Genomic DNA, 18,911 nt, shown 5'->3' with positions numbered 1-18,911 from the left:
GGATGTGACACATACGCTCCTTCTTTGATATATCATTAAGTATTCGCAGAATCTTTGGCCATTTTATGGCATATTCCGAGATATTTTTTTGAAAAGGAAAGATCATTCACTGGTCCTCACACGGTAATAATTACTTGACCGTGCTTTGGGCAGAGGGAAGGCTCTGTTCTTTTTTATGTTTTAATACCATTACCGATGCAGTCAAACCAAAGCGAAGTTTTACCTTTTCCGGCAGTGTGTCAAGTTTGATTTTTACCGGGATCCTTTGTGCCAGGCGGATCCACTGAAAGACCGGTTTGATACTTGGCAGCAGATTGTTCCCGGGGTTACCGTCGGAGAGGGAGATCCCCCATCCTATTGATTCCACTTTCCCTTTGAGTGGAGTGTCTGGGTAAGCCATGAGTGTCACGACGGCATCGTCACCTGTCCGTACATTTTTGATCTTGTCCTCACGGAAGAAACCGAAGACCCAGTAGGAATGGGTGTCGACCAGGGCGAGGATGGGTTTGTTCGCCGTGGCCTGTGTGCCTACCTGGAAAGTGATATTCGAGACATAGCCGTCCACTTCGGCATAGACCTTTGTATAGGAGAGGTTGAGTTTGGCGGTGTTCAACGATTCGGTAGAGGAGTCTATATCTGCCAGTGATTTGTAGTAATTGGTTTCGTTGCGTACCATATCTTTCTGTGAAACGGCCCCTTTGTCTTTCTGATAGATGCTTTTGACACGTTCAAATTCGATCTTGGTTCCCTTGGCTGCTTCAAGTGTACGCTGCAGTCTTGCCTGAGCCTGTTTAACCTTGAGTTCGTACTGCGAAGGGTCCAGTTCAAAAAGCAGGTCGCCTTTATGTACCTTCTGATTATCCACGACATGGATCTTGGTGACCATACCCGTGACCCGGGGAGCGACCTGGATGACCTGTGTGCGTACCTGTCCGTCACGTGTCCATGGGTTTTCCATATACTCCCGGTATTTGTGATAGGCAAAGTAGAGAGCCGTACCCAGAACTGCCAGTGTCAGTAAGAGTTTGATAAGTTTTGTCATAGGTGGTAACCCCTTTTAAAATTTGATCCAGAATGCATCGATCAGAATGATGTACAGTGTCATGATCGCAATGAAAACATACGGCGGTGCGTAGAAAAAACGCGACAGTTTCAGTTTGTTCATCAGCAGGACCGTAAACACAGCCCCCAGAAATGCGAAGAATACCACAGGCAGTATGGGCGAGAAATAGACATCGCCGAGCGAAAGTTCGTGCGGAAAGCTATTTGTCATCGTAGAAACCTTTTGGAAGCCGTGTCATATTGGGGTCGAGATATTTGTTCCAGTCTGTACGCTTTTTCATTTTTTCCGCCATTTTTTTGGAAATGTACGATTTGCCACGGCTCATCTGCCATCCTCCGCCCAGCGCTTTATAGAGTGCAATGGCATTGGTCGCGACATTCCCTTTGATACTGGCGAAACGGTCCTGGGTACTGGTGAGTTTTTCAACGGTGGTCAGCAGGCGCTGGTAATTGACCAGGCCGTCATTGTACTGTATGACTGAAATGTTGAAAGCACGGATGGTCGCTTCCACCGCTTTCTGGTTCTCTTCCTGCTGTTTCCTGCTCAGTACATAGCCGTTGAGTGCATTGGAAACTTCGGCCACGGCAGAGAGAACAGACTTGTTGTAGTTGACCAGACTCTCTTCGAACTTTGCATCCTGCAGACGTATCTGGTTCTTGATGCGTCCGTAGTTGAAGATATTCCATGAGAAAGAAGGGCCGACTGTTATGCCGAGCGGATTGGTACCGCTGAGCCAGGAGCCTGTCTGGTTGTTCGTGTTGTACCCGATGTTCCCAAAGAGGCTGAAACTTGGGTAAAGGTCTGCCATTTTGGCACCGATAAGTGCGGAGTCGGAATGCACTTTATATTCGGCTACCTTGATATCCGGCCGCCGTGTCAAAAGGTTGGCATCGATCTTGTAGTAGGGGTTGAGTTTCGGCTTTGGCACCAGGTTGACATTTGTCAGTCCATTCTTGCCCTCTTTGACTTGAATAATTCCTTTGTTCTGTCCAATGAATCTGTTGGAATTGCTGTAGAGGTTGGCATTCTCTTTTCTCAGAATCTTCTCTACATGGGCTGCATCGCTCCCAAGAAGAAGTGCCAGTGCATTACGTGCTTTGATCCTGGTGAGCTCTATGGCCGGTATGGATGTACGGGTGTTGTAAAGCTGCGTACGCGCCTGCTGCATATCAAGTTCGGAGACATTGCCCGAATTGTACTGTATCTCGGTCATTTTGGTCACGCGTTCCTGAATGACCACGTTACGATGCGCATAGATGAGACGTTCCTGCGCGGTACGGTAGTTGATGTAGTTGCGTGCCACTTCGGCGATGACGGAGACCATAATGTTGTCATAGGAGGCGACCGATGCGTAAAGTTGGGCTTCGGAAGATTCGATACCCCGGGCGTATTTGCCCCAGATGTCCATCTCCCATCCCATATCGAAATTGACACCTGCCGCAGCGACATCACCCAGTCCTGTCCGTGTGGAACTTGCCTGTCCCGAGACTGTCTGAACCTGAGGAAAAGCGAGTCCCTGACTGATCCCCAATGCGGCACGTGCCTGGGCGATACGCAGTCCGGCACTCTTGATGTCGAGGTTCTGCGCATAGGCCTTGTGTACCAGGGTGTTCAGGGTAGGGTCATTGAAGGTTTCCCACCACCTTGTAACGGATGGGTCCTTATGGTTTTTGTTTTCTTTCCATTTTTCGGGGATCGGAGGGTTTGAAATACCGCCAAAATCAGGTCCCAGTTTGGCACATCCGCTCAGCAGGAACAGGGTGAGGAGTGAAAGCCCTGACTTGTACAATGGTCTTTTCATCATAGATACTCTTTTCATGTTAAAATCTGCTGCGCTCCAATACTTTGAGGTCAAGTTGCTCCAGGAGGTTCTGACAATGGAAGAATGATACCCATAGATTCCTTCGCAAAGCGATAAGTTCATAGAAGTGTATGATCTCCTTCTGGCTGTATTCCCCGGCTTTCATCTGTGAAAAGAACGATGTCAGCTGTTCTTCTATGACGTTTATGATCTTTTGAGGTTCTCTCCATTTACGCTCAATATCTTTTACGTCTTTCCCCCGGGCATAAAGTGCTGTTATCTCTTCAAGTCTGAGTATCCTGTTGTTCTGCTTGAAGTGCCGGAGAAGTGTACTCTTTTGGGAAGCGGTTTCCAGTTTGTATGTCATCAGAAGCAGATAGGCAAAATTTTCACACTCTTTGGTAAATGCCATGAGTGTTTTTTTGTCCAGTGTATCAAAATAGGCAGTGTCGATCTTCTCTGCCCACAGCTGCATCTTCTTTGCCGTGTTCATCAAATGTTTTTGTGCATACCATGCCTTCATTCTGTAAGAGAAGGAGTCCGGATGCATCATGCTTCCAAGCAGGTGGGCAGAGAAGGAAAAAAACCTTTGCTTCATGGTAAGAAAAAGTACTTCCGGCTTGGTGGAGAAAGGCAGATAATAGAAGAGCAGAAGTATAAAGAGAAAGAGATAGAAGACAAGCAGCGTGATCAGAAAAACCTGAAAATTGAAATACATCGGATTGTTCAGATTGAGAATAGTTATTCCCAGAAGGAAAAAGATGGCGATCTGGGGATTGATGAAGTAAAAACCGATGAAGGCATACAGAAAAATGAAAAGCCCCAGTTCCCATTCGTAATGCATATTCGGCAGTACGAGGATGTACATAACTGCCGCGAAGATGAAAGAAAAGCTGAAAAGAATGATCAATGCCGAGGGTTTGATGGGGCTGAACGTGGTCAAGACGCTCAATGTGGTCGCCAGTGTGACGATGAGAAATCCGCCGGGCGGGTTTACCGTGATCCAGAGGATCACAGTAGCCCAGAAGACCAGGAATGTGAGGAATGTTCCTTTCAAGTCTTCAATGTCCCACCAATTGAACGCCGAAGTGGTGGTTCTGCTCAGTTCGAATCGTGTAGGATAGGGACTGAGGATGGCATTGAATTTGAAAGTAAGCGCCCTGAGCAGTTCGTGCAGTTTTTTGACGTCAAGCATGGTGGACGTCAGGTCGGCACGGTCTATATGCGAAAGTGACCGGATCGCCTCTTCATTATAGTCCGCCTGCCATTCAGCGGGAATGTCTATCTCCTGCTTTGCTGTGGTCGCATTTTTGAGCGCAGCGAAAAGTCGGGCTATCTCCCGGTCCGCCTGCGTGAAATTTCTGACGTAATGACCGTACTGCTTCGCGAAGGCTGCTTCATCATGGTAGGAGAGCATCATCAGGGTCCGGTTGATCTGCATGATATCCTGCATGATTGTATTCCTTTGTTCCCTGCTCAGGTTCTCACTGTCCGTGGCAGTACCGACCACCGAGTTTTTCAGTGTGGCTTCCTGTGTCTGCAGTGTTTCGTAGAGTCTCTTTCGTTCCTCCTGCTCCCCATCCCTTTTATTGTAGAGTTCTGCCTGCGTTACGAGCAGCTCTTCTGCAAGATCGACAGTGCCGTCCTTTACTTTTACGGGCCAGAGGAATATGCCGACAAAGGTAAAAACGGCAATCCCGAAAACGGTCATGAAAGTCCGGTCGACGCCGTAAAGGAACACATCGTCCACTTCACCGTTCTTGAAGACCATCATCATGGTGACGGCAGTAAGCATGAAAACAGTTGTATCTCCCCTGTAGGCCCGTGTCAGATAGAGTGCGGCAGTGACACAAATGGAAAGAAAGAAGAGGTAGAGTTCCCTGTCCTGTGGAAAGAACCCTATAAGCAACATACCGATGACAGCACCGATGATCGTTCCTGCTACACGTCTCAAGCCTTTGATGACAGATTCGGCTACCGGTCCTGCAACAGCAATAAGCATAATGGCGATAGCGGCTGTGGATGCATTGCTCCAGCCCTGTGCAAAGGCGATCAGGTAGACCAGCATGATGGAGAGGGAGATCTTGACGGCAAACTTGAATTTTTCCGAGAGTGAAAAAGAGAGCAGAGGGTTCAGGAGTGTAATGGCAGAAGCCTGCTTTTCCTGAACAGCCTCTTTCACTTATGTTCCTTCTTTTCCTGAATAGCGGCAAGACGCAGAGAGATCAGACTTGAAACGATAATGGCCATATAGAAAACACCGAAAACAGCTTCCATGGAAACAAAAAATTCCGCTATATGGTTGGTCGGCAGAATGTCGCCGTACCCCAGTGTGGTCAGTGTGACAAAGCTGTAGTAGGCGACACGGGCAAATATATGCTGCCAGTTTCCTGGCTCAATGCCCGAAAATGCGTGTGGATCGAGGGTAAGGATGATGAGATATATCATAGCCCATATCAGTCCGAGTAACAGATAGAGCGTCATAGAGCCGATGATCTTGTTGCTGTCGATATCGCCGACGAACAATACCTGTTTGAAGGCTGTGCTGAAAGCACCTATGAAAAAAAGAAGCAGGGTGATCAATATAAAATGGACATAATAATGATGCGGAAAAAATTTTCCAAGCACTGTCAGCACGATAAAAACGACGATCACAAGGCAAATAGACCATGTTATCGTGACATCTGTCTTCAGGCTTTTGATGCTTGCAAGCAGCATCAGAACAGTCATGAATGAAAAAATGTCCTCCATGAAACTGCCCTGAACCTCTGCGACCACAGCTGCGGAAAAGAGCAGGGTAATCAATGCGAAGAAAAGATAGAAAAAATTGTTTTTCTGTGTGATCTTTTTCATGGTTTCAGGTATGCTTTACACTTCTTGGACGGCTTCATCCTCTTTCACTTCCGCGATCCAGAATCCAAAGAGCGTGTAAGCCAGGGCGAAGATGACCGCACCCAAGAAGAGACCGATCATTCCCATGAGCATCATTCCGCCGATCGCACCGATAAGAATGACAAGCATCGGGACATCGACACCTCTTCCCATCAGTATTGGTTTGAGAACACCGTCACTTGCACCCACGATCAGCATATAGATGGTAAAGACCACTTCCGCCGTCCCGGAACCCTGGGAAAAAACATAAGCGATCATCGGTGCGATAACAATCAGCGCCGGAAGCTGTATGATGGTCAGGAACATGATGACCACGGCCCAGACAATGGCAAGCGGAATGCCCATTAGTGTCATACCTACCAGTGCAAAGCCCGCCTGTATGATGGCTACGCCCAGAACACCGTTGACCACAGAACGTACGGTCAGAGTGGAGAGTTTGGCCCAGTCATCGCCTTTGTCTCCCATGAGACGGCGGGAAAGGTCTCTGTAGAATTTGACTGCGCTTTCGCTTCCTATGAGAAAAGCAGCAGCAATGACCATGGAGACCACAAACATGAATACCGTACCGATCAGGCCCCCGATGGAAGAGAGCAGGGTGGTGAGGACTTTTTTGATATCTTTTGAGAAGGGAGCCAGTGTTTTTTTTAGGTTATGTGAAGCATTATTCCATAGAGTGTAAGTCTTTTTCCCGATGAGCGGCCACTCTTTGACTTGTTCTGTCGGAGGGGGAATAGTAATATTTCCCTCTTCCATAACATGGATAATGTGCTTTGAGGTTTCAATGGTTTTGCCCGAAAGCGCATAGGTCGGAAGGATCAATCCGGCAATCACGGCAACGGTAATGGCAATGATGATCTTTTTTCTGTGTCCAAAGCGTTTTTCAAGCATCGTCACAAGCGGGTTGATACCTACAGCGATGATGATACCCCAGACAACCATGGCCATAAACGGTTTGGCGATCAGGTAGGAGAGGTAGATGACCAGAGCGATCATACCGACTTTTATGGCGATCTCTATGGCCAGATTGACCTTTTCTTCACGTTCTGTGATGTTCACGATCGGGTTCCTTGGGATAATATATTTTTATAATATTATATCCAAAGAATCTGTCAAAAATCTGTCGTTTTATAAAACCCCTGACGATATTTTGAATTAAGTATGTAGGTAAAAAAATTTAAAGAAGAAGGGAACCTAAGCTTCAAAAGAATCGAAGATCACTTGAAACCTCTCAGGAATACGCCTGGGTCTTCCGTTCTCGATGTATACGAGGGTTACTTCCATGGAAAAGACCCTGATGTTTTCCTTGAAGATCTCCTGAAGCAGGACTATGGAAGAGCTTTTTCGGCTGAGTATCGTTGAATTGACCTCCAGCATATCCCCCAGAGTGGAAGTAGCCAGAAAACCGGCATTGATATTTCGTACTACAAAGCCGCTGTCAGAACCTTCACCCGGCATCATACCCCGTTCAAAGAAGACCTCGGAACGTGCCCTCTCGCAAAAATTGATGTAGCGTGTATGGTACGTGATGCCTCCGGCATCGGTATCTTCATAATAAACTCGTATTTTCACATAATATCCATTTTATAGACGTGTTCGCACTTTGGCTGCGATACGTCTGCTGAGCTGTTCAAGCAGTTTGCTTTGGGTGTCTATAATAGCGTCAAGTGTTTTTCCGCCCTGGGCAGTGTAGTTGACAGATTCACTGTACAGTACTTTGTTTTCTTCTTTGTTGATGACACTCCATCTTCCCTGCAGGGTAACCTTGCCTGTCTGGGAACCGTCGAAACGGTCGATGGTGATATAGATGCGGTATTTGTCATCGATAGGTTCTTCCCAGGGATAGGATAGGAAGGTATATTGGGGGAGCAGGCTGGCGATGTTGTGTGTGAGAACAGACTGGATATTCTTGGCAAATGAACCGGCCCACAGGTCTGTTTCATGTATCGAGACGCGGCTTGCATCCATACGGGTGACAATGGCCGACTTTGTAAGATATTCGGCTACTTTTACCTCGGCAATACCGATGACTGTTCCTCTTGTGCTTTTGGTGCTGTTTGTGTTTTGTGCACTTTTAGGGTAAAGCTGGTAAAAGTTTGATTTGCTGCTGCAGCCGCTCAGCAGCAGTCCCACTGAAATAAAAAGTATGTATAGTCTGTATTTCATCTATCTTCCTTTAATAAGTGATTCGGGGTGTCGTTCAAGATAATCGGTCAGGTTTTTGATGGACCGGCTGGTACTTGTCATTTCGTCAAGCAGTCTCATGACTTTTTTGTTGATCTGTGCATTGGAGTCAAGATAATTCTTTTGCAAAGCCTGCATGCTGGAAGTGGCACCTCTCATCATAGTATCTGTGCTTTTAATGGTGGTATTAAGCTGCGGCAGGGTCCCGGTCCTGACCTCTTTGAGTGTTTCCTGCAGCTCTTTTCCTATGGCTTCGAACGGCACTTTGGCAATGTTGTTAAGGACGCTTTTCAAGTCTGACTTAAGTGTTTCGATGGTTCCGGGAACGGTTGGAAGAACAAAAAGGCCATTGTTTTTTTTGAGTGTTTCGGCAGGTACATCTTTGTACATATCAAGGTCGACGAAGAGCTCTCCGGTGATAAGGTTTCCGCTTTTCAGCTGTGCCCGGAAGCCATTCTGGATCAGCTTTTTCAATATGGCCTCATTAACCTCATCCCTGCTTGCATTTTCGTCACGATGCATGATTGTGAAACGTTCAGGCTCGATCTTGATAAGAATGGGAATGGTGAAATGTGCATCAGCGGCATTGCCTATTAAAGAGAAGTCTACGACCTCACCGATATTTACACCACGGAATTCTACGGGTGCACCTACTGAGAGTCCTCGGATACTGCTGTCGAAATAGACCCAGAAGAAAAGTTCTCTCTGATAGTGCTGTTTTTTGGCATCTTTTCTCGTACTGTATAGCGTGAATTTGTATTTTGGTTCGACCTTTTGTTTTGTACCCTGTTCATGGAAATTGTCGAATGCCAGACCACCGGCAATAATAGAAGTAAGAGACTCTGTGCGTATACTGACCCCGTCAGCACTGAGTGAAGCACTGATACCGCTGGCATTCCAAAAGCGTGTATGGTTTGTGATGAGCTTGTCGAAAGGTGCTTTAATGAAGACTTCAATCTCTACGCTTCGACCGTCTTTGGAAAGGTGATAGGCACTGACACTTCCGGCAGGAAGTTTTTTGTAGTAAATGGGTGAACCGATACCGATAGAGCCTATATCCTGTGCCTCCAGTATGTAACTTGTACCTTTTTCATCTGTGGATATGACAGGTATGGTGTCCAGGCCTTTGAATTCCCTGGTTCTGACCTCACCTTTTTCAGGGTCCATGACAATGTAGACCCCGGAAAGAAGCGTGTCCAGGCCTTCAACCTGGTTGAGCCCGACACGGGCTTTCATGATCCAGAATTTACTCTTTTCACTCAGGTAGGGTTTCATGTTCTTTTTCATCTCGGCTGTGATGATGACGCTGGAAAGGTCTTTGCTGAAATCGACATCGGTGACTTTCCCTACTTCGATATCTTTGTATTTGATAACGGTTTTCCCGGCAGTGACCCCTTCTGCTGACTTAAAGGTGATGTGAATGACCGGCCCCTTCTCATTGATGCTTTGCAGGATCAGCCACGCTCCGACGATCAGTGCGACGATCGGGACGATCCAGACAGTGGATATTGTTTTGCGTTTCTCTCGCCATACAGCCTCTTCTATCTCTACGTGTGAGAGATCATCGTTATTGTTTTGCATTACACTCCTTTGTATTGTCCCAGATCAGTTTGGGGTCGAATGACATCGCTGCAAGCATGGTCATGATCACCACCAGAAGGAAAAAATTGGCGCCCAAACCGGCTTTTATCTCTGTCAGACCGCCAAAATGGACCAGTGCGACCATGGTACCGACGACGTAGACGTCGACCATGGACCATCGCCCAATAATTTCGGTAAGGACATAAAGCTTCTTCCTTTTTTTACGATGCATACATGATCCTTTTTGTACAGAGAGGAGAAGATAGATCAGAATAAGTATTTTCAGGATGGGTACAAAGATACTTGCCGTGAAAATAACGAAAGCGATAAGATAGGCTTTTGTTTCCATAAAGTAGAACACACCGCTCATAATTGTGTCTGATTCTGTACCGGCAAAGGTAACGACATGCATCATGGGAAGAATGTTTGCCGGAATGAAAAAGACAATACTTGCGATCAAATAAGCCCATGTTTTTTGAACGGCCTGGGGTTTACGCATATGGACCTCGCTGTCACAGCGGGGACAGTAAGCTACTTCATTCATGCCCTCCGGAGGTACCTTGACAATGGCATGACAGACGGGGCAGTTGGTCAAACCTCTTTCTATGGCTCTCATACCTCTGCCTTTCTACGCTCAAGACGTTTTCTCTCACCGATGCGTTCCCATATCTGATGCGGATCGAAAATAGACTGTGCGGCAGCCATGACCATGACCATCAGCATGAATGCCCACAGAGAGGTACCGGGGATGATCGTCCCCATTTTGACCAGTTTGACAATGGAAACCAGCACCCCGAGAAAGAGGACGTCGAGCATACCCCAGGGAAGAAGTTTTTCCAATGTTTTAAGCATATGTGCTGCATAACGCGGAAGATAGCCGTGATAGAGAGAGCCGAACAGAATGCAGTAAAGAAGGATTCTGGAGAGAGGAACGACGATAGTTGTCAGCAGGATCGCTGTCGCCATCATCCACTGCTCTTCCTGGTAAAGGTAAAAAATACTGGTTGTAAAGTTGGCATGGGAACTGCTGCCGGCTACATGAAAACTCAAAAAGGGAAAATAGTTCGCTACGATGAACAGGAAGAGTGCTGCAAGGTTGTAGGCATAGATCTTTTCGACCATCCCGGGCTTGTAGGTATAGAGTTTTGTGCCGCATCGGGGGCACTTGTAGCGACCCGGCTTATGAGGCGTACTGACTTTGCTGATCTCGTCGCATTCATGGCAAATATAGTAATGTGGTTTCATTGCTGCACTAACCCCATGTCTTCCAAATTGATTGTGTAAGGATAGCATCTCTTTGCTACAGAGCATATTAACATGGATTAATATGACGGTTCCCTCGCCAATTCTGACAATACGTTCCAATAATGGGATTTGTATCTCCTTTTTAATCTTGTTTGTGTATAAATGTGATAATTTTAATTTTTAAGGTTGTGATATATGGTAAACAAAGAACAAATTCACGAAAAACTTGCACAGGTTATTTATCCGGGATTTACAAAAAGTATTGCAGAGTTCGGTTTTGTCAAAGAGGTCAGCATCGGGAAAAACAGTGTCGTGATCTGTCTCGATATTCCTTCTGCCGCTGCGGAGATAGAAACACAGCTTCGTCATGAGATCAGTAAAAGGCTCTCTTTTTTAGGAGATTTTGAAGTCGATATTTCCATCATGAAACCAAAAATGCCGAGAGAGACCAGTTCACAAGGCAGAAATGTATTGCCGAAAATTCAAAATTTTGTCATGGTAAGCTCCGGAAAAGGGGGTGTGGGAAAATCAACAACTACCGTGAATCTTGCCATTGCACTGGCACAGCAGGGCAAACGTGTCGGACTGCTTGATGCCGATATTTACGGGCCGAATATCCCCCGAATGATGGGCATAGAGGATCAACAGCCGGTTTTTCTGGGAAAAACCATTAAACCTATAATAGCACACAATATAAAAGTGATGTCCATCGGTTCACTGGTGGAAAGAGGTGCTTCACTCATTTGGAAAGGTGCTATGGTCACACAGGCCATAGAACAGATGCTTGAAGATATAGAGTGGGGCAGTCTGGATGTACTGCTTTTTGATATGCCTCCCGGTACGGGGGATGCCCAGCTTGCACTGGCACAAAGTCTTCCTGTGACGTCCGGTGTTTGTGTCACTACCCCCCAGAAAGTAGCTCTGGACGATACCATTCGTAGTATGGATATGTTTACACAGCTACATATTCCTATTGCCGGTATCGTAGAGAACATGAGCGGATTCATTTGTCCTGACAGTGGTAAAGAATACGATATCTTCGGCAAAGGAACGACACAGCCATTAGCGGAAGCGTATAAAACAGAAGTCCTGGGGGAGATACCCCTTGAACCGGCGGTCAGAGAAGGGGGTGACAGCGGTCTGCCTATTACGGTGCTGGCTCCGGAATGTGAAACGTCCAGACGCTACGGGACTATTGCATCAAAACTCTGGGAATGCCTGCTTAAGGTCAATGAAGAGGGCGGTGTTGACAATGAAGCCATTCAGCCTACGGTTTTCTAGTCCCTGAGGATAGAGGTCCCCTAAACCTTTCGTATTTCCACATTGGTTTCATTCATTACCGCTGCACCGTAGACCGGTTCATGGATGTCTTCGAGGAGTATGGCATCGTTGGCACCATTGCCGTATGACATTGTCATTTCCGGATTCATACTGCCGAAACCATGTGCCATAAATACCTGGTTTGGTGCTATTTTTTCAGTAGGATATGCTTTGATCGTTACTTTGCCTGCACGACTTTTGACTTCAAGCATATCACCAAATTTGATTCCCCTGTTCCTGGCCACTCTTTGGTTGACCCACAGATAGTTTGTAGGGATCAGGTCTCTGAGCATCATATTGTTTGTCGTGGCACTCTGTGTAAACTGGGCATGCCTTCCGGTAATCAGTCTGAATTGTCCTTCCGGTACAGAAAAAGTGTATTCCTCTTTCCACGTCGGCATCGGGTCAACCCCTTTTGCAGCAAGATGCTTGTAGTCGCATATCAGTTTTAATGCATCTGTCTGTACATGGTATTTTTTTCTGTTTTCCGGGTAATAGCGGTATTCATTGGGGTTGAGCTGGGTATGGTATTGTTCAATATGGGGATAATATACCCCCTTTTCTTCCAGTATTTTCCACGCTTTTTCTCCAAATGCCTTGACCATACGCTCTTTGTTTTTTTCAGACACATCTTTGTCCCAAAAATCGGAAAGTATATAGCCGTCCTCTTTATAAACAGCCTGTTCACCACGATTTTTGATCTCATTCTGCAAGTCTTTATCGTATTTTTTACTGATATCAAAAAGCGGTTTGGAGAGTACTGTGGCCAATTCTTTATATATCTGTTCAGGGACTTTCGTTTCATAAAGCGGCTTGATGGCAGCCTTTCTCTGAACAATGGCCGGTTCCAGCAAGCCGTAACTTGTAACGGGTGAGGTCTTTTCAAGGTAGGAAGCTTCAGGCAAAATGACATCGGCGAACATGGCACTGTCGCTTGGAAGAATATCAATAATGACATTCAAGTCCATTCCTTCCAGAAAGCGGATGGTTTTGGCTGTGTCTGGAACACTGTCGACAGGGTTGTGTTTGCGCATGAACATGGCACGTACGCGATAAGGTGATTTCTTTTCGACCACCATGTCTCGAAAGACCATCCATGAGCCTGCACGCTGGGACAGTATGGCAACACCTTCATGGTCAAACCTGTCCTTGGCCTGGCTGTAGATAGGTGCAGATATTTCTTCTTCAGGCAGTTTCAGCGGTTCCCCGTAGATAATACCGCCTTTTTTGTTCAGGTTTCCGCTCAATCCCTGAAAAATTGCCATTGCCCTTCGCAGCTGAAAATCATTTTTGCTGAAAACGCTTCGTCTGCCCTGATAATAGATGGGATGTTCGGCCGCCATGAATTCTCTGGCTGTTCTAACGATTTCCCCGGCGGGAATATTGGTGATCTTTTCCGCCCATTCAGGAGTATACTTATTTGAAAGAATATGTGTTTTATAGCTTTCAAATCCTACAGCATGGGAAGCAACAAATGTTTTGTCATACAACTCCTCCGTGAGGACAACATGGGTCAGTGCCAGCACAAAGGCCAGGTCTGTTCCCGGATTGACCGCATACCAGCGGTCTGCTTTCGCTGCTGTATTGGTGAACCTCGGATCCAGAACAATAGTCTTTAATCCTCTTCCTTCACTCCTTTTGAACAGGTCCAGTGTATCTGGTGTGATGATCGCTTCTGCCCTGTTTGCTCCGGCAATGACAAGGTAATCGGCATGGCCCAGATCGGCTTCTCCATAGGTACCTATGGTAGCAAAATACCCTCCCAGCACCGTTTCAAGACAGATACTGACTTCATCGACATAATTGACCGTACCGATCTTTTCACCCATAAGAGACTCAAAGCCTTCTTTGGAGAGTCCCTCTCCGTTACAGTATGCGATCGTAGAACGGTTGTCTTTCTCCTCATCAAGGATTTCTTTCAGTCCTTTGAAAAGGCGGGTGCCGTTCAAAATGGCATCATAGGCTTCTTCCCAGGAGACACGTTTGTATTTTCCGTCACCTCGCTTGCCTATTCTGACGAGAGGATATTTCAGTCTGTCCGGATCATAGGTTGTCTGTATACCTGCATTTCCTCTTGCACACAGCATATTTCTGGATTTTGGGAAATAGGGATTTGGATCGAGTTTGGTAATGATGCCATCTTCCACTCTCGCAAAGCCGGCACATTTATTAACACATATGCCGCATAAAAACGGTACTTCCTGCGCCTGTTTTGTACTTGTCTTGGTCGTGATACTTTCCGGAATACGGCTTAGCGGTTCTTTGCCGGATGGAAGGAGGTGTGTTTCAGCCAGGGCCGAACCCCCAATCACGCTTAGGGCTACACTGCCTTGCAGAAATCGTCTTCTCGATATCTCTTTTTGCATCATATTCTTCCTACTTAATGCTATTTGTCTCTCACTGCAGGATACCCTGAGGTATCTTCTGTGCGCATAGTGTTATTTTCAGAGACAGGTTCTCTTTTGTCAATGTGCGTCTTTTTTGTCCAGCTTCAATACAGATTCGGCAATAAAAAGCAGAAATATAAAAATGCCGATGGCGCCAAGACCGATGGCCCACTCCGTCATAGACGGCGTATAGCTTATGATGGATGGCGGCAGCTGGTACTCTGTTACTTTCATTAATTGTTTTGGTACAATCTGAACTGCTTCCACGACATTAATCCTTGCAGACATCAAACCGATGAGTCCGAAGACAGATGCCAGGCAGAACATCCCAATTTTTTCTTTACTCCCCCAAATAGCGACAAAAAGCGGGAAAACCAGTCCTAAAAGTATTTCAAACAACCAAAATCTGGGAGAAGCGAAAATGTGTTCTACGATTTCTACTTTTCCCGGTACATCGCCATATACGGCCTGCAGGAATTTTACAAGATACATAATCAACAGCAGTGAGATCAATGCTATGGAAGCACCTTTTAGCAGCAGGACACCTTTTTCAAACTCTTTGGTCGTAATGAAAAATTTTGCAATAATGGAAAAAAGAAATATGCCTCCCAAAATTCCGCTGGCAATAAATTCTATCTGGTAAAATACACCGCTGGCAAACGCATTGTCATTCAGCAAACCAAAAATAGAACCGGCTGTCAGTATGGAGGAATTGGCAAATATCAGTGCCAGCATTGAATACACTTTTGATTCTTTTCCTTTCACGTACAGCACATAGGTAATTGCGGTAAACAGCATGGTCAACGGGTAAAATACCCCCAGCCAGAACAGTGCCGATGTCGGATGTCCGCTCAGTGCGGTGTATATGACCATGGTAATGGGGTGGCCTATTTCAAACAAAAAGACGGCAAACCCCGCGATAAGTGCCAATAAACCGAATACCAGCATTCTTTTGACCAATGGTTTCAACGCCTTGATATCAAAAAAGATAGCACTCGTGGCAATAGCGATTGTACCCATGGAAAGTGCTACAAAAAATTCATAGGCAGATACAAGAAAGCCCCATGGATGTTCTCTTGTCGTATTGTAGGCATGGTGTCCATGCTCCAAAAAATTCACTACTCCGAACAGATAAAATCCGATAAGTATGACTGAAGCTGCTGCAACGATCTTGCCGACCATGCTAAAATTCAGGTTGATATGTATATTTTCTTTTAATGGTATAAAGTCTTTCATCATCATAACAGTTCCTTATCTCAAATAAAATAGTTTTGGTTTCGTACCAAGATGTGCTTTCAAACTAAAGTGTTCTCTGTTTTCAAGCAGTTGGCTGATCTCGCTGTTCGGATCGTCAAGATCACCAAACGTTCTTACTTTTGTCGGGCAGGTTGCCTGGCAGGCAGTAGTGGTTTCTCCGCGGGCGAGTCTTGTATCTGAACAGAACGTACATTTGTCTACAGTCATTGTTCTCTCATCTACATAACGGGCATCGTAGGGACAGGCATTCATGCAATAAGTACACAAAATGCATTTATCGCTGTCAACCAGTACAATGCCGTCATCATTGTAGTATGTTGCATTTGTCGGACAAACTTCCTGACACGGTGCTTCTTCGCAGTGTTGGCACTGGCTTGGCAAAAATACAGCAGAGGAGAGGCTCAGGTTCGGCCATTCCCCGTCCGGGTTGTTGCTTCCGACCCAGATCCTGTGTTTTTCGGCACCGAGTTCAACACCATTCTCTTCTTTGCATGCTACTTCGCATGCTCTACAGTTTATACAGTTTTTATAATCTAACGCCATTCCGTATCTAGCCATGATTATACCTTCCTTATTTCTACATTTGTTTCATGCATAACAGCAGCACCGTAAACCGGTTCTATTTTGTCTTCAATAATTGCTGCATCATTTCCGCCGTTGCCATATGCCATTTCCATTTTCTCACTGCTTCCGCCAAAACCGTGAAGCATAAAGATCTGGTTGGGAGCGATTTTCTCGGTAGGGTAGGCTTTTATGGTTATCTTGCCTACGCTGCTTTTGACTTCCACCACATCGCCAAATTTGATACCTCTCTGGGATGCCACCCGGCTGTTGATCCAGATATAGTTTGTCGGGATCAAATCTCTGAGCATCATATTGTTCGTCGTTCCGCTTTGTGTGAACTGTGCATGACGGCCGGTAACAAGTCTGAACTGTCCGTCAGGAACACTGAAATTCCATTTGTCATACCATGTCGGCATTGCATCAACGCCTTTTTTTGTCAGGTTTTTAAAGTTGAAGACAACCTTTAAAGCATCTTTTCTTGTCGTATAGTATTTCTTGTTGTCCGGATAATACTGGAATTCATTCGGATTGAGCTGCTTGTGGTATTTCTCCATTTCCGGATAGAAAACACCTTTCTCTTCCAATGTTTTCCATGCTTTTTCGCCAAATGCTTTTGCAACTCTTTCTTTATTCGCCTCTTCAACCGGTTTTTCCCAGGCATCAGCCAAATCGAAACCGTTGGCCTTATAGTATTTTTCCTCTTCTTCTTTTGATTTTCCTTTTAAATCATCCTGTACATCTTCATCATACTTTTTGGTGATTTCCCAAAGAGGTTTTGAGAGTTTCTCTGCCAGCTCTTTATAGATCTGCTCAGGAACTTTGGTTTCAAAAAGAGGTTTGATCGCTGCTCTTCTCTGTACGATTGCAGGTTCAAGGAAGCCGTAGCTTGCAACCGGTGAGGTTCTTTCAAGATAGGATGCCTCGGGCAAAATAACATCTGCATACATGGCAGTGTCACTCGGAAGAATATCTATCATGACATTCAAATCCATTTTTTTCAGAAATTCAACTGTTTTGGCCGTGTTCGGAACCCCTGCGAGAGGATTGTGCTTTCTCATGAACATTGCTCTTATCGGATAAGGAGCTTTGCCTTCAAGTACCATATTTCTGAATACGATCCATGAACCTGTTTTCTGGGCGGGGATTGCTATGCCGTCTTTGTCAAATCTGTCTTTGACCTGGGCATACATAGGAGAGTTCACTTCTTCTTTTGGAAGTGCCAGTTTCTGACCGTAAATAATACCGCCTTTTTTGTCGAGATTGCCGCTTAGCGCCTGGAAGATCGCCATGGCACGGCGAAGCTGAAAGTCATTTTTGCTAAATACACTTCTTCGACCCTGATAATAGATCGGATGTTCTGCCGCCATAAATTCTCTGGCGGTCTTATAGATCTCTTTTGCCGGAATATTGGTGATCTTTTCCGCCCACTCCGGCGTATATTTATGGGAAAGAATATGGTTTTTGTACTCTTCGAAACCGACACCGTGCTTTGTGACAAAATCTTTATCATATAATGCTTCATTCATAACGACATATGTCAATGCGAGAACAAAAGCCAGGTCAGTTCCGGGATTGACCGCATACCACCTGTCTGCTTTGGCGGCAGTGTTGGTAAATCTCGGATCAAGCACTATGGTCTTCAATCCTCTTCTCTGTGTTCTTTTGAACATATCCATCGTATCCGGCGTGATAATGGCTTCCGCCCTGTTCGCTCCCGCTATGATCAAATAGTCTGCATTGTTCAGATCAGCTTCACCGTATGTGCCTATAGTGTTTACGTAGGCACCCAGCGTTGTTTCGAGACAGATACTGATTTCATCTACGTAGTTTGGAGAACCGATCTTTTCTCCCACGAGTACTTCAAAGCCTTCTTTTGAAAGACCCTCGCCGTTACAGTAGCCGATAGTTGCACGGTTGTCTTTCTCTTCATCGAGAATATGTTTGATGCCTTTAAATTTGTCAGTACCGTTCAAGATGGCTTCATAAGCCTCGTCCCAGCTGACTCTTTTATATTTTCCGTCGCCTCTTTCACCTATCCTGATAAGCGGATATTTCAGTCTGTCCGGATCATACGTGGTTTGAATGCCCGCATTTCCCCGCGGGCACAGCATATTTCTGCTTTTTGGGAAGTATGGATTTGGATTTAACTTTGTGATTACTCCATTTTCAACCCTTGCAAAACCGGCACATTTGTTGACACATATTCCACATAAAAATGGTATATTCTCTGCTTTTCCTGTTCCCGTTTTTGTGGTAATGTTTTCAGGTAAAGTATGGTGCTCTTCCTGTTCGCCGGAAAGTAAGCTTGTAGTGCTTACAGCTGTTCCTCCGACGATACTCAAGGCAACACTACCCTGAAGAAATTTTCTTCTTGATATTTCAACCTGCATCAGGTACACTCCTTCTATAAATTATTACTTACTAAATAAGAGAAAAAGACTCCTATTTATAAGAACACGTTATATTTTATAGTACTTATGCTTATATAATTATGATTTAAATCAAGAAACAGTGTTTTTAGGTACGATTTAAGAGATTTGTTATTCTCTTTTAACTATTCTCTTTCCGGAAATTATTGTGACAGAGAGGCTGTAGATCAGATAGAGTATAGATCACGGCC

At 45.5% G+C, this 18,911-nt stretch carries 16 protein-coding genes; 1 reads left to right on the top strand and 15 read right to left on the bottom strand.

Annotated features, from left to right (window positions below; all coding sequences use genetic code 11):
* Nucleotides 1–130: 130 nt before the first annotated feature.
* From F8L24_RS10750 to F8L24_RS10700, 11 genes are all read right to left on the bottom strand, one after another.
* A complete protein-coding gene (locus F8L24_RS10750) occupies nucleotides 131–1,042 on the bottom strand; it encodes an HlyD family secretion protein (RefSeq protein ID WP_294955447.1) in 912 nt (303 codons plus the stop codon).
* A 15-nt stretch (nucleotides 1,043–1,057) separates the two neighbouring features.
* Nucleotides 1,058–1,273 carry a DUF1656 domain-containing protein gene (locus F8L24_RS10745; protein ID WP_294955446.1) on the bottom strand — a complete coding sequence of 72 codons (216 nt, stop codon included), beginning with the start codon at nucleotides 1,271–1,273 and terminating at the stop codon, nucleotides 1,058–1,060.
* On the bottom strand, nucleotides 1,263–2,864 hold the full coding sequence (locus tag F8L24_RS10740) for a TolC family protein (protein WP_294955445.1): 1,602 nt from the start codon (nucleotides 2,862–2,864) through the stop codon (nucleotides 1,263–1,265). Before F8L24_RS10740 ends, F8L24_RS10745 begins: the two co-directional genes overlap by 11 nt.
* 19 nt (nucleotides 2,865–2,883) lie before the next feature.
* Nucleotides 2,884–5,046, bottom strand: coding sequence for an FUSC family protein (locus F8L24_RS10735; protein ID WP_294955444.1), 2,163 nt, complete (start codon nucleotides 5,044–5,046; stop codon nucleotides 2,884–2,886).
* Nucleotides 5,043–5,717 (bottom strand): potassium channel family protein, encoded by a 675-nt coding sequence (locus tag F8L24_RS10730; RefSeq protein ID WP_294955443.1) that lies wholly within the window; start codon nucleotides 5,715–5,717, stop codon nucleotides 5,043–5,045. Before F8L24_RS10730 ends, F8L24_RS10735 begins: the two co-directional genes overlap by 4 nt.
* A 15-nt stretch (nucleotides 5,718–5,732) precedes the next feature.
* Nucleotides 5,733–6,812, bottom strand: coding sequence for an AI-2E family transporter (locus tag F8L24_RS10725; protein WP_294955442.1), 1,080 nt, complete (start codon nucleotides 6,810–6,812; stop codon nucleotides 5,733–5,735).
* A gap of 135 nt (nucleotides 6,813–6,947) precedes the next feature.
* Nucleotides 6,948–7,325, bottom strand: coding sequence for a YbgC/FadM family acyl-CoA thioesterase (locus F8L24_RS10720; protein WP_294955441.1), 378 nt, complete (start codon nucleotides 7,323–7,325; stop codon nucleotides 6,948–6,950).
* A gap of 12 nt (nucleotides 7,326–7,337) precedes the next feature.
* Nucleotides 7,338–7,919, bottom strand: coding sequence for a PqiC family protein (locus F8L24_RS10715; protein WP_294955440.1), 582 nt, complete (start codon nucleotides 7,917–7,919; stop codon nucleotides 7,338–7,340).
* Entirely contained in the window at nucleotides 7,920–9,518 is a 1,599-nt protein-coding gene (locus tag F8L24_RS10710; protein WP_294955439.1) for an MlaD family protein, read from the bottom strand.
* Nucleotides 9,505–10,134 (bottom strand): paraquat-inducible protein A, encoded by a 630-nt coding sequence (locus F8L24_RS10705; protein ID WP_294955438.1) that lies wholly within the window; start codon nucleotides 10,132–10,134, stop codon nucleotides 9,505–9,507. Before F8L24_RS10705 ends, F8L24_RS10710 begins: the two co-directional genes overlap by 14 nt.
* Nucleotides 10,131–10,763 (bottom strand): paraquat-inducible protein A, encoded by a 633-nt coding sequence (locus F8L24_RS10700; RefSeq protein ID WP_294955437.1) that lies wholly within the window; start codon nucleotides 10,761–10,763, stop codon nucleotides 10,131–10,133. The genes F8L24_RS10705 and F8L24_RS10700 overlap by 4 nt, the downstream gene beginning before the upstream one ends.
* Nucleotides 10,764–10,958: 195 nt before the next feature.
* Between F8L24_RS10700 and F8L24_RS10695 the strand changes: the two genes are divergently transcribed.
* Nucleotides 10,959–12,044 (top strand): Mrp/NBP35 family ATP-binding protein, encoded by a 1,086-nt coding sequence (locus F8L24_RS10695; RefSeq protein ID WP_294955436.1) that lies wholly within the window; start codon nucleotides 10,959–10,961, stop codon nucleotides 12,042–12,044.
* 20 nt (nucleotides 12,045–12,064) lie between these two features.
* Here the strand turns inward: F8L24_RS10695 and F8L24_RS10690 are convergent, their stop codons facing one another.
* The 4 genes from F8L24_RS10690 to F8L24_RS10675 form a co-directional block, all read right to left on the bottom strand.
* The gene (locus F8L24_RS10690; protein ID WP_294955435.1) at nucleotides 12,065–14,449 is read right to left on the bottom strand and encodes a molybdopterin-dependent oxidoreductase; all 2,385 of its coding nucleotides are present in this window, start codon (nucleotides 14,447–14,449) and stop codon (nucleotides 12,065–12,067) included.
* Nucleotides 14,450–14,548: 99 nt separating this feature from the next.
* Complete coding sequence (gene nrfD, locus F8L24_RS10685) at nucleotides 14,549–15,712, bottom strand: NrfD/PsrC family molybdoenzyme membrane anchor subunit (protein WP_294955434.1); 1,164 nt, start codon at nucleotides 15,710–15,712, stop codon at nucleotides 14,549–14,551.
* A 9-nt stretch (nucleotides 15,713–15,721) separates the two neighbouring features.
* Complete coding sequence (locus tag F8L24_RS10680; RefSeq protein ID WP_294955433.1) at nucleotides 15,722–16,285, bottom strand: 4Fe-4S dicluster domain-containing protein; 564 nt, start codon at nucleotides 16,283–16,285, stop codon at nucleotides 15,722–15,724.
* Between the two features lie 2 nt (nucleotides 16,286–16,287).
* The gene (locus tag F8L24_RS10675; protein ID WP_294955432.1) at nucleotides 16,288–18,681 is read right to left on the bottom strand and encodes a molybdopterin-dependent oxidoreductase; all 2,394 of its coding nucleotides are present in this window, start codon (nucleotides 18,679–18,681) and stop codon (nucleotides 16,288–16,290) included.
* Between the last annotated feature and the right edge of the window lie 230 nt (nucleotides 18,682–18,911).

Source organism: Sulfurovum sp., assembly GCF_015493435.1.
Lineage (GTDB): Bacteria > Campylobacterota > Campylobacteria > Campylobacterales > Sulfurovaceae > Sulfurovum.
Note: the sequence above shows the minus strand (reverse complement) of the source record. Positions and strands in the feature narration are given on the sequence as shown.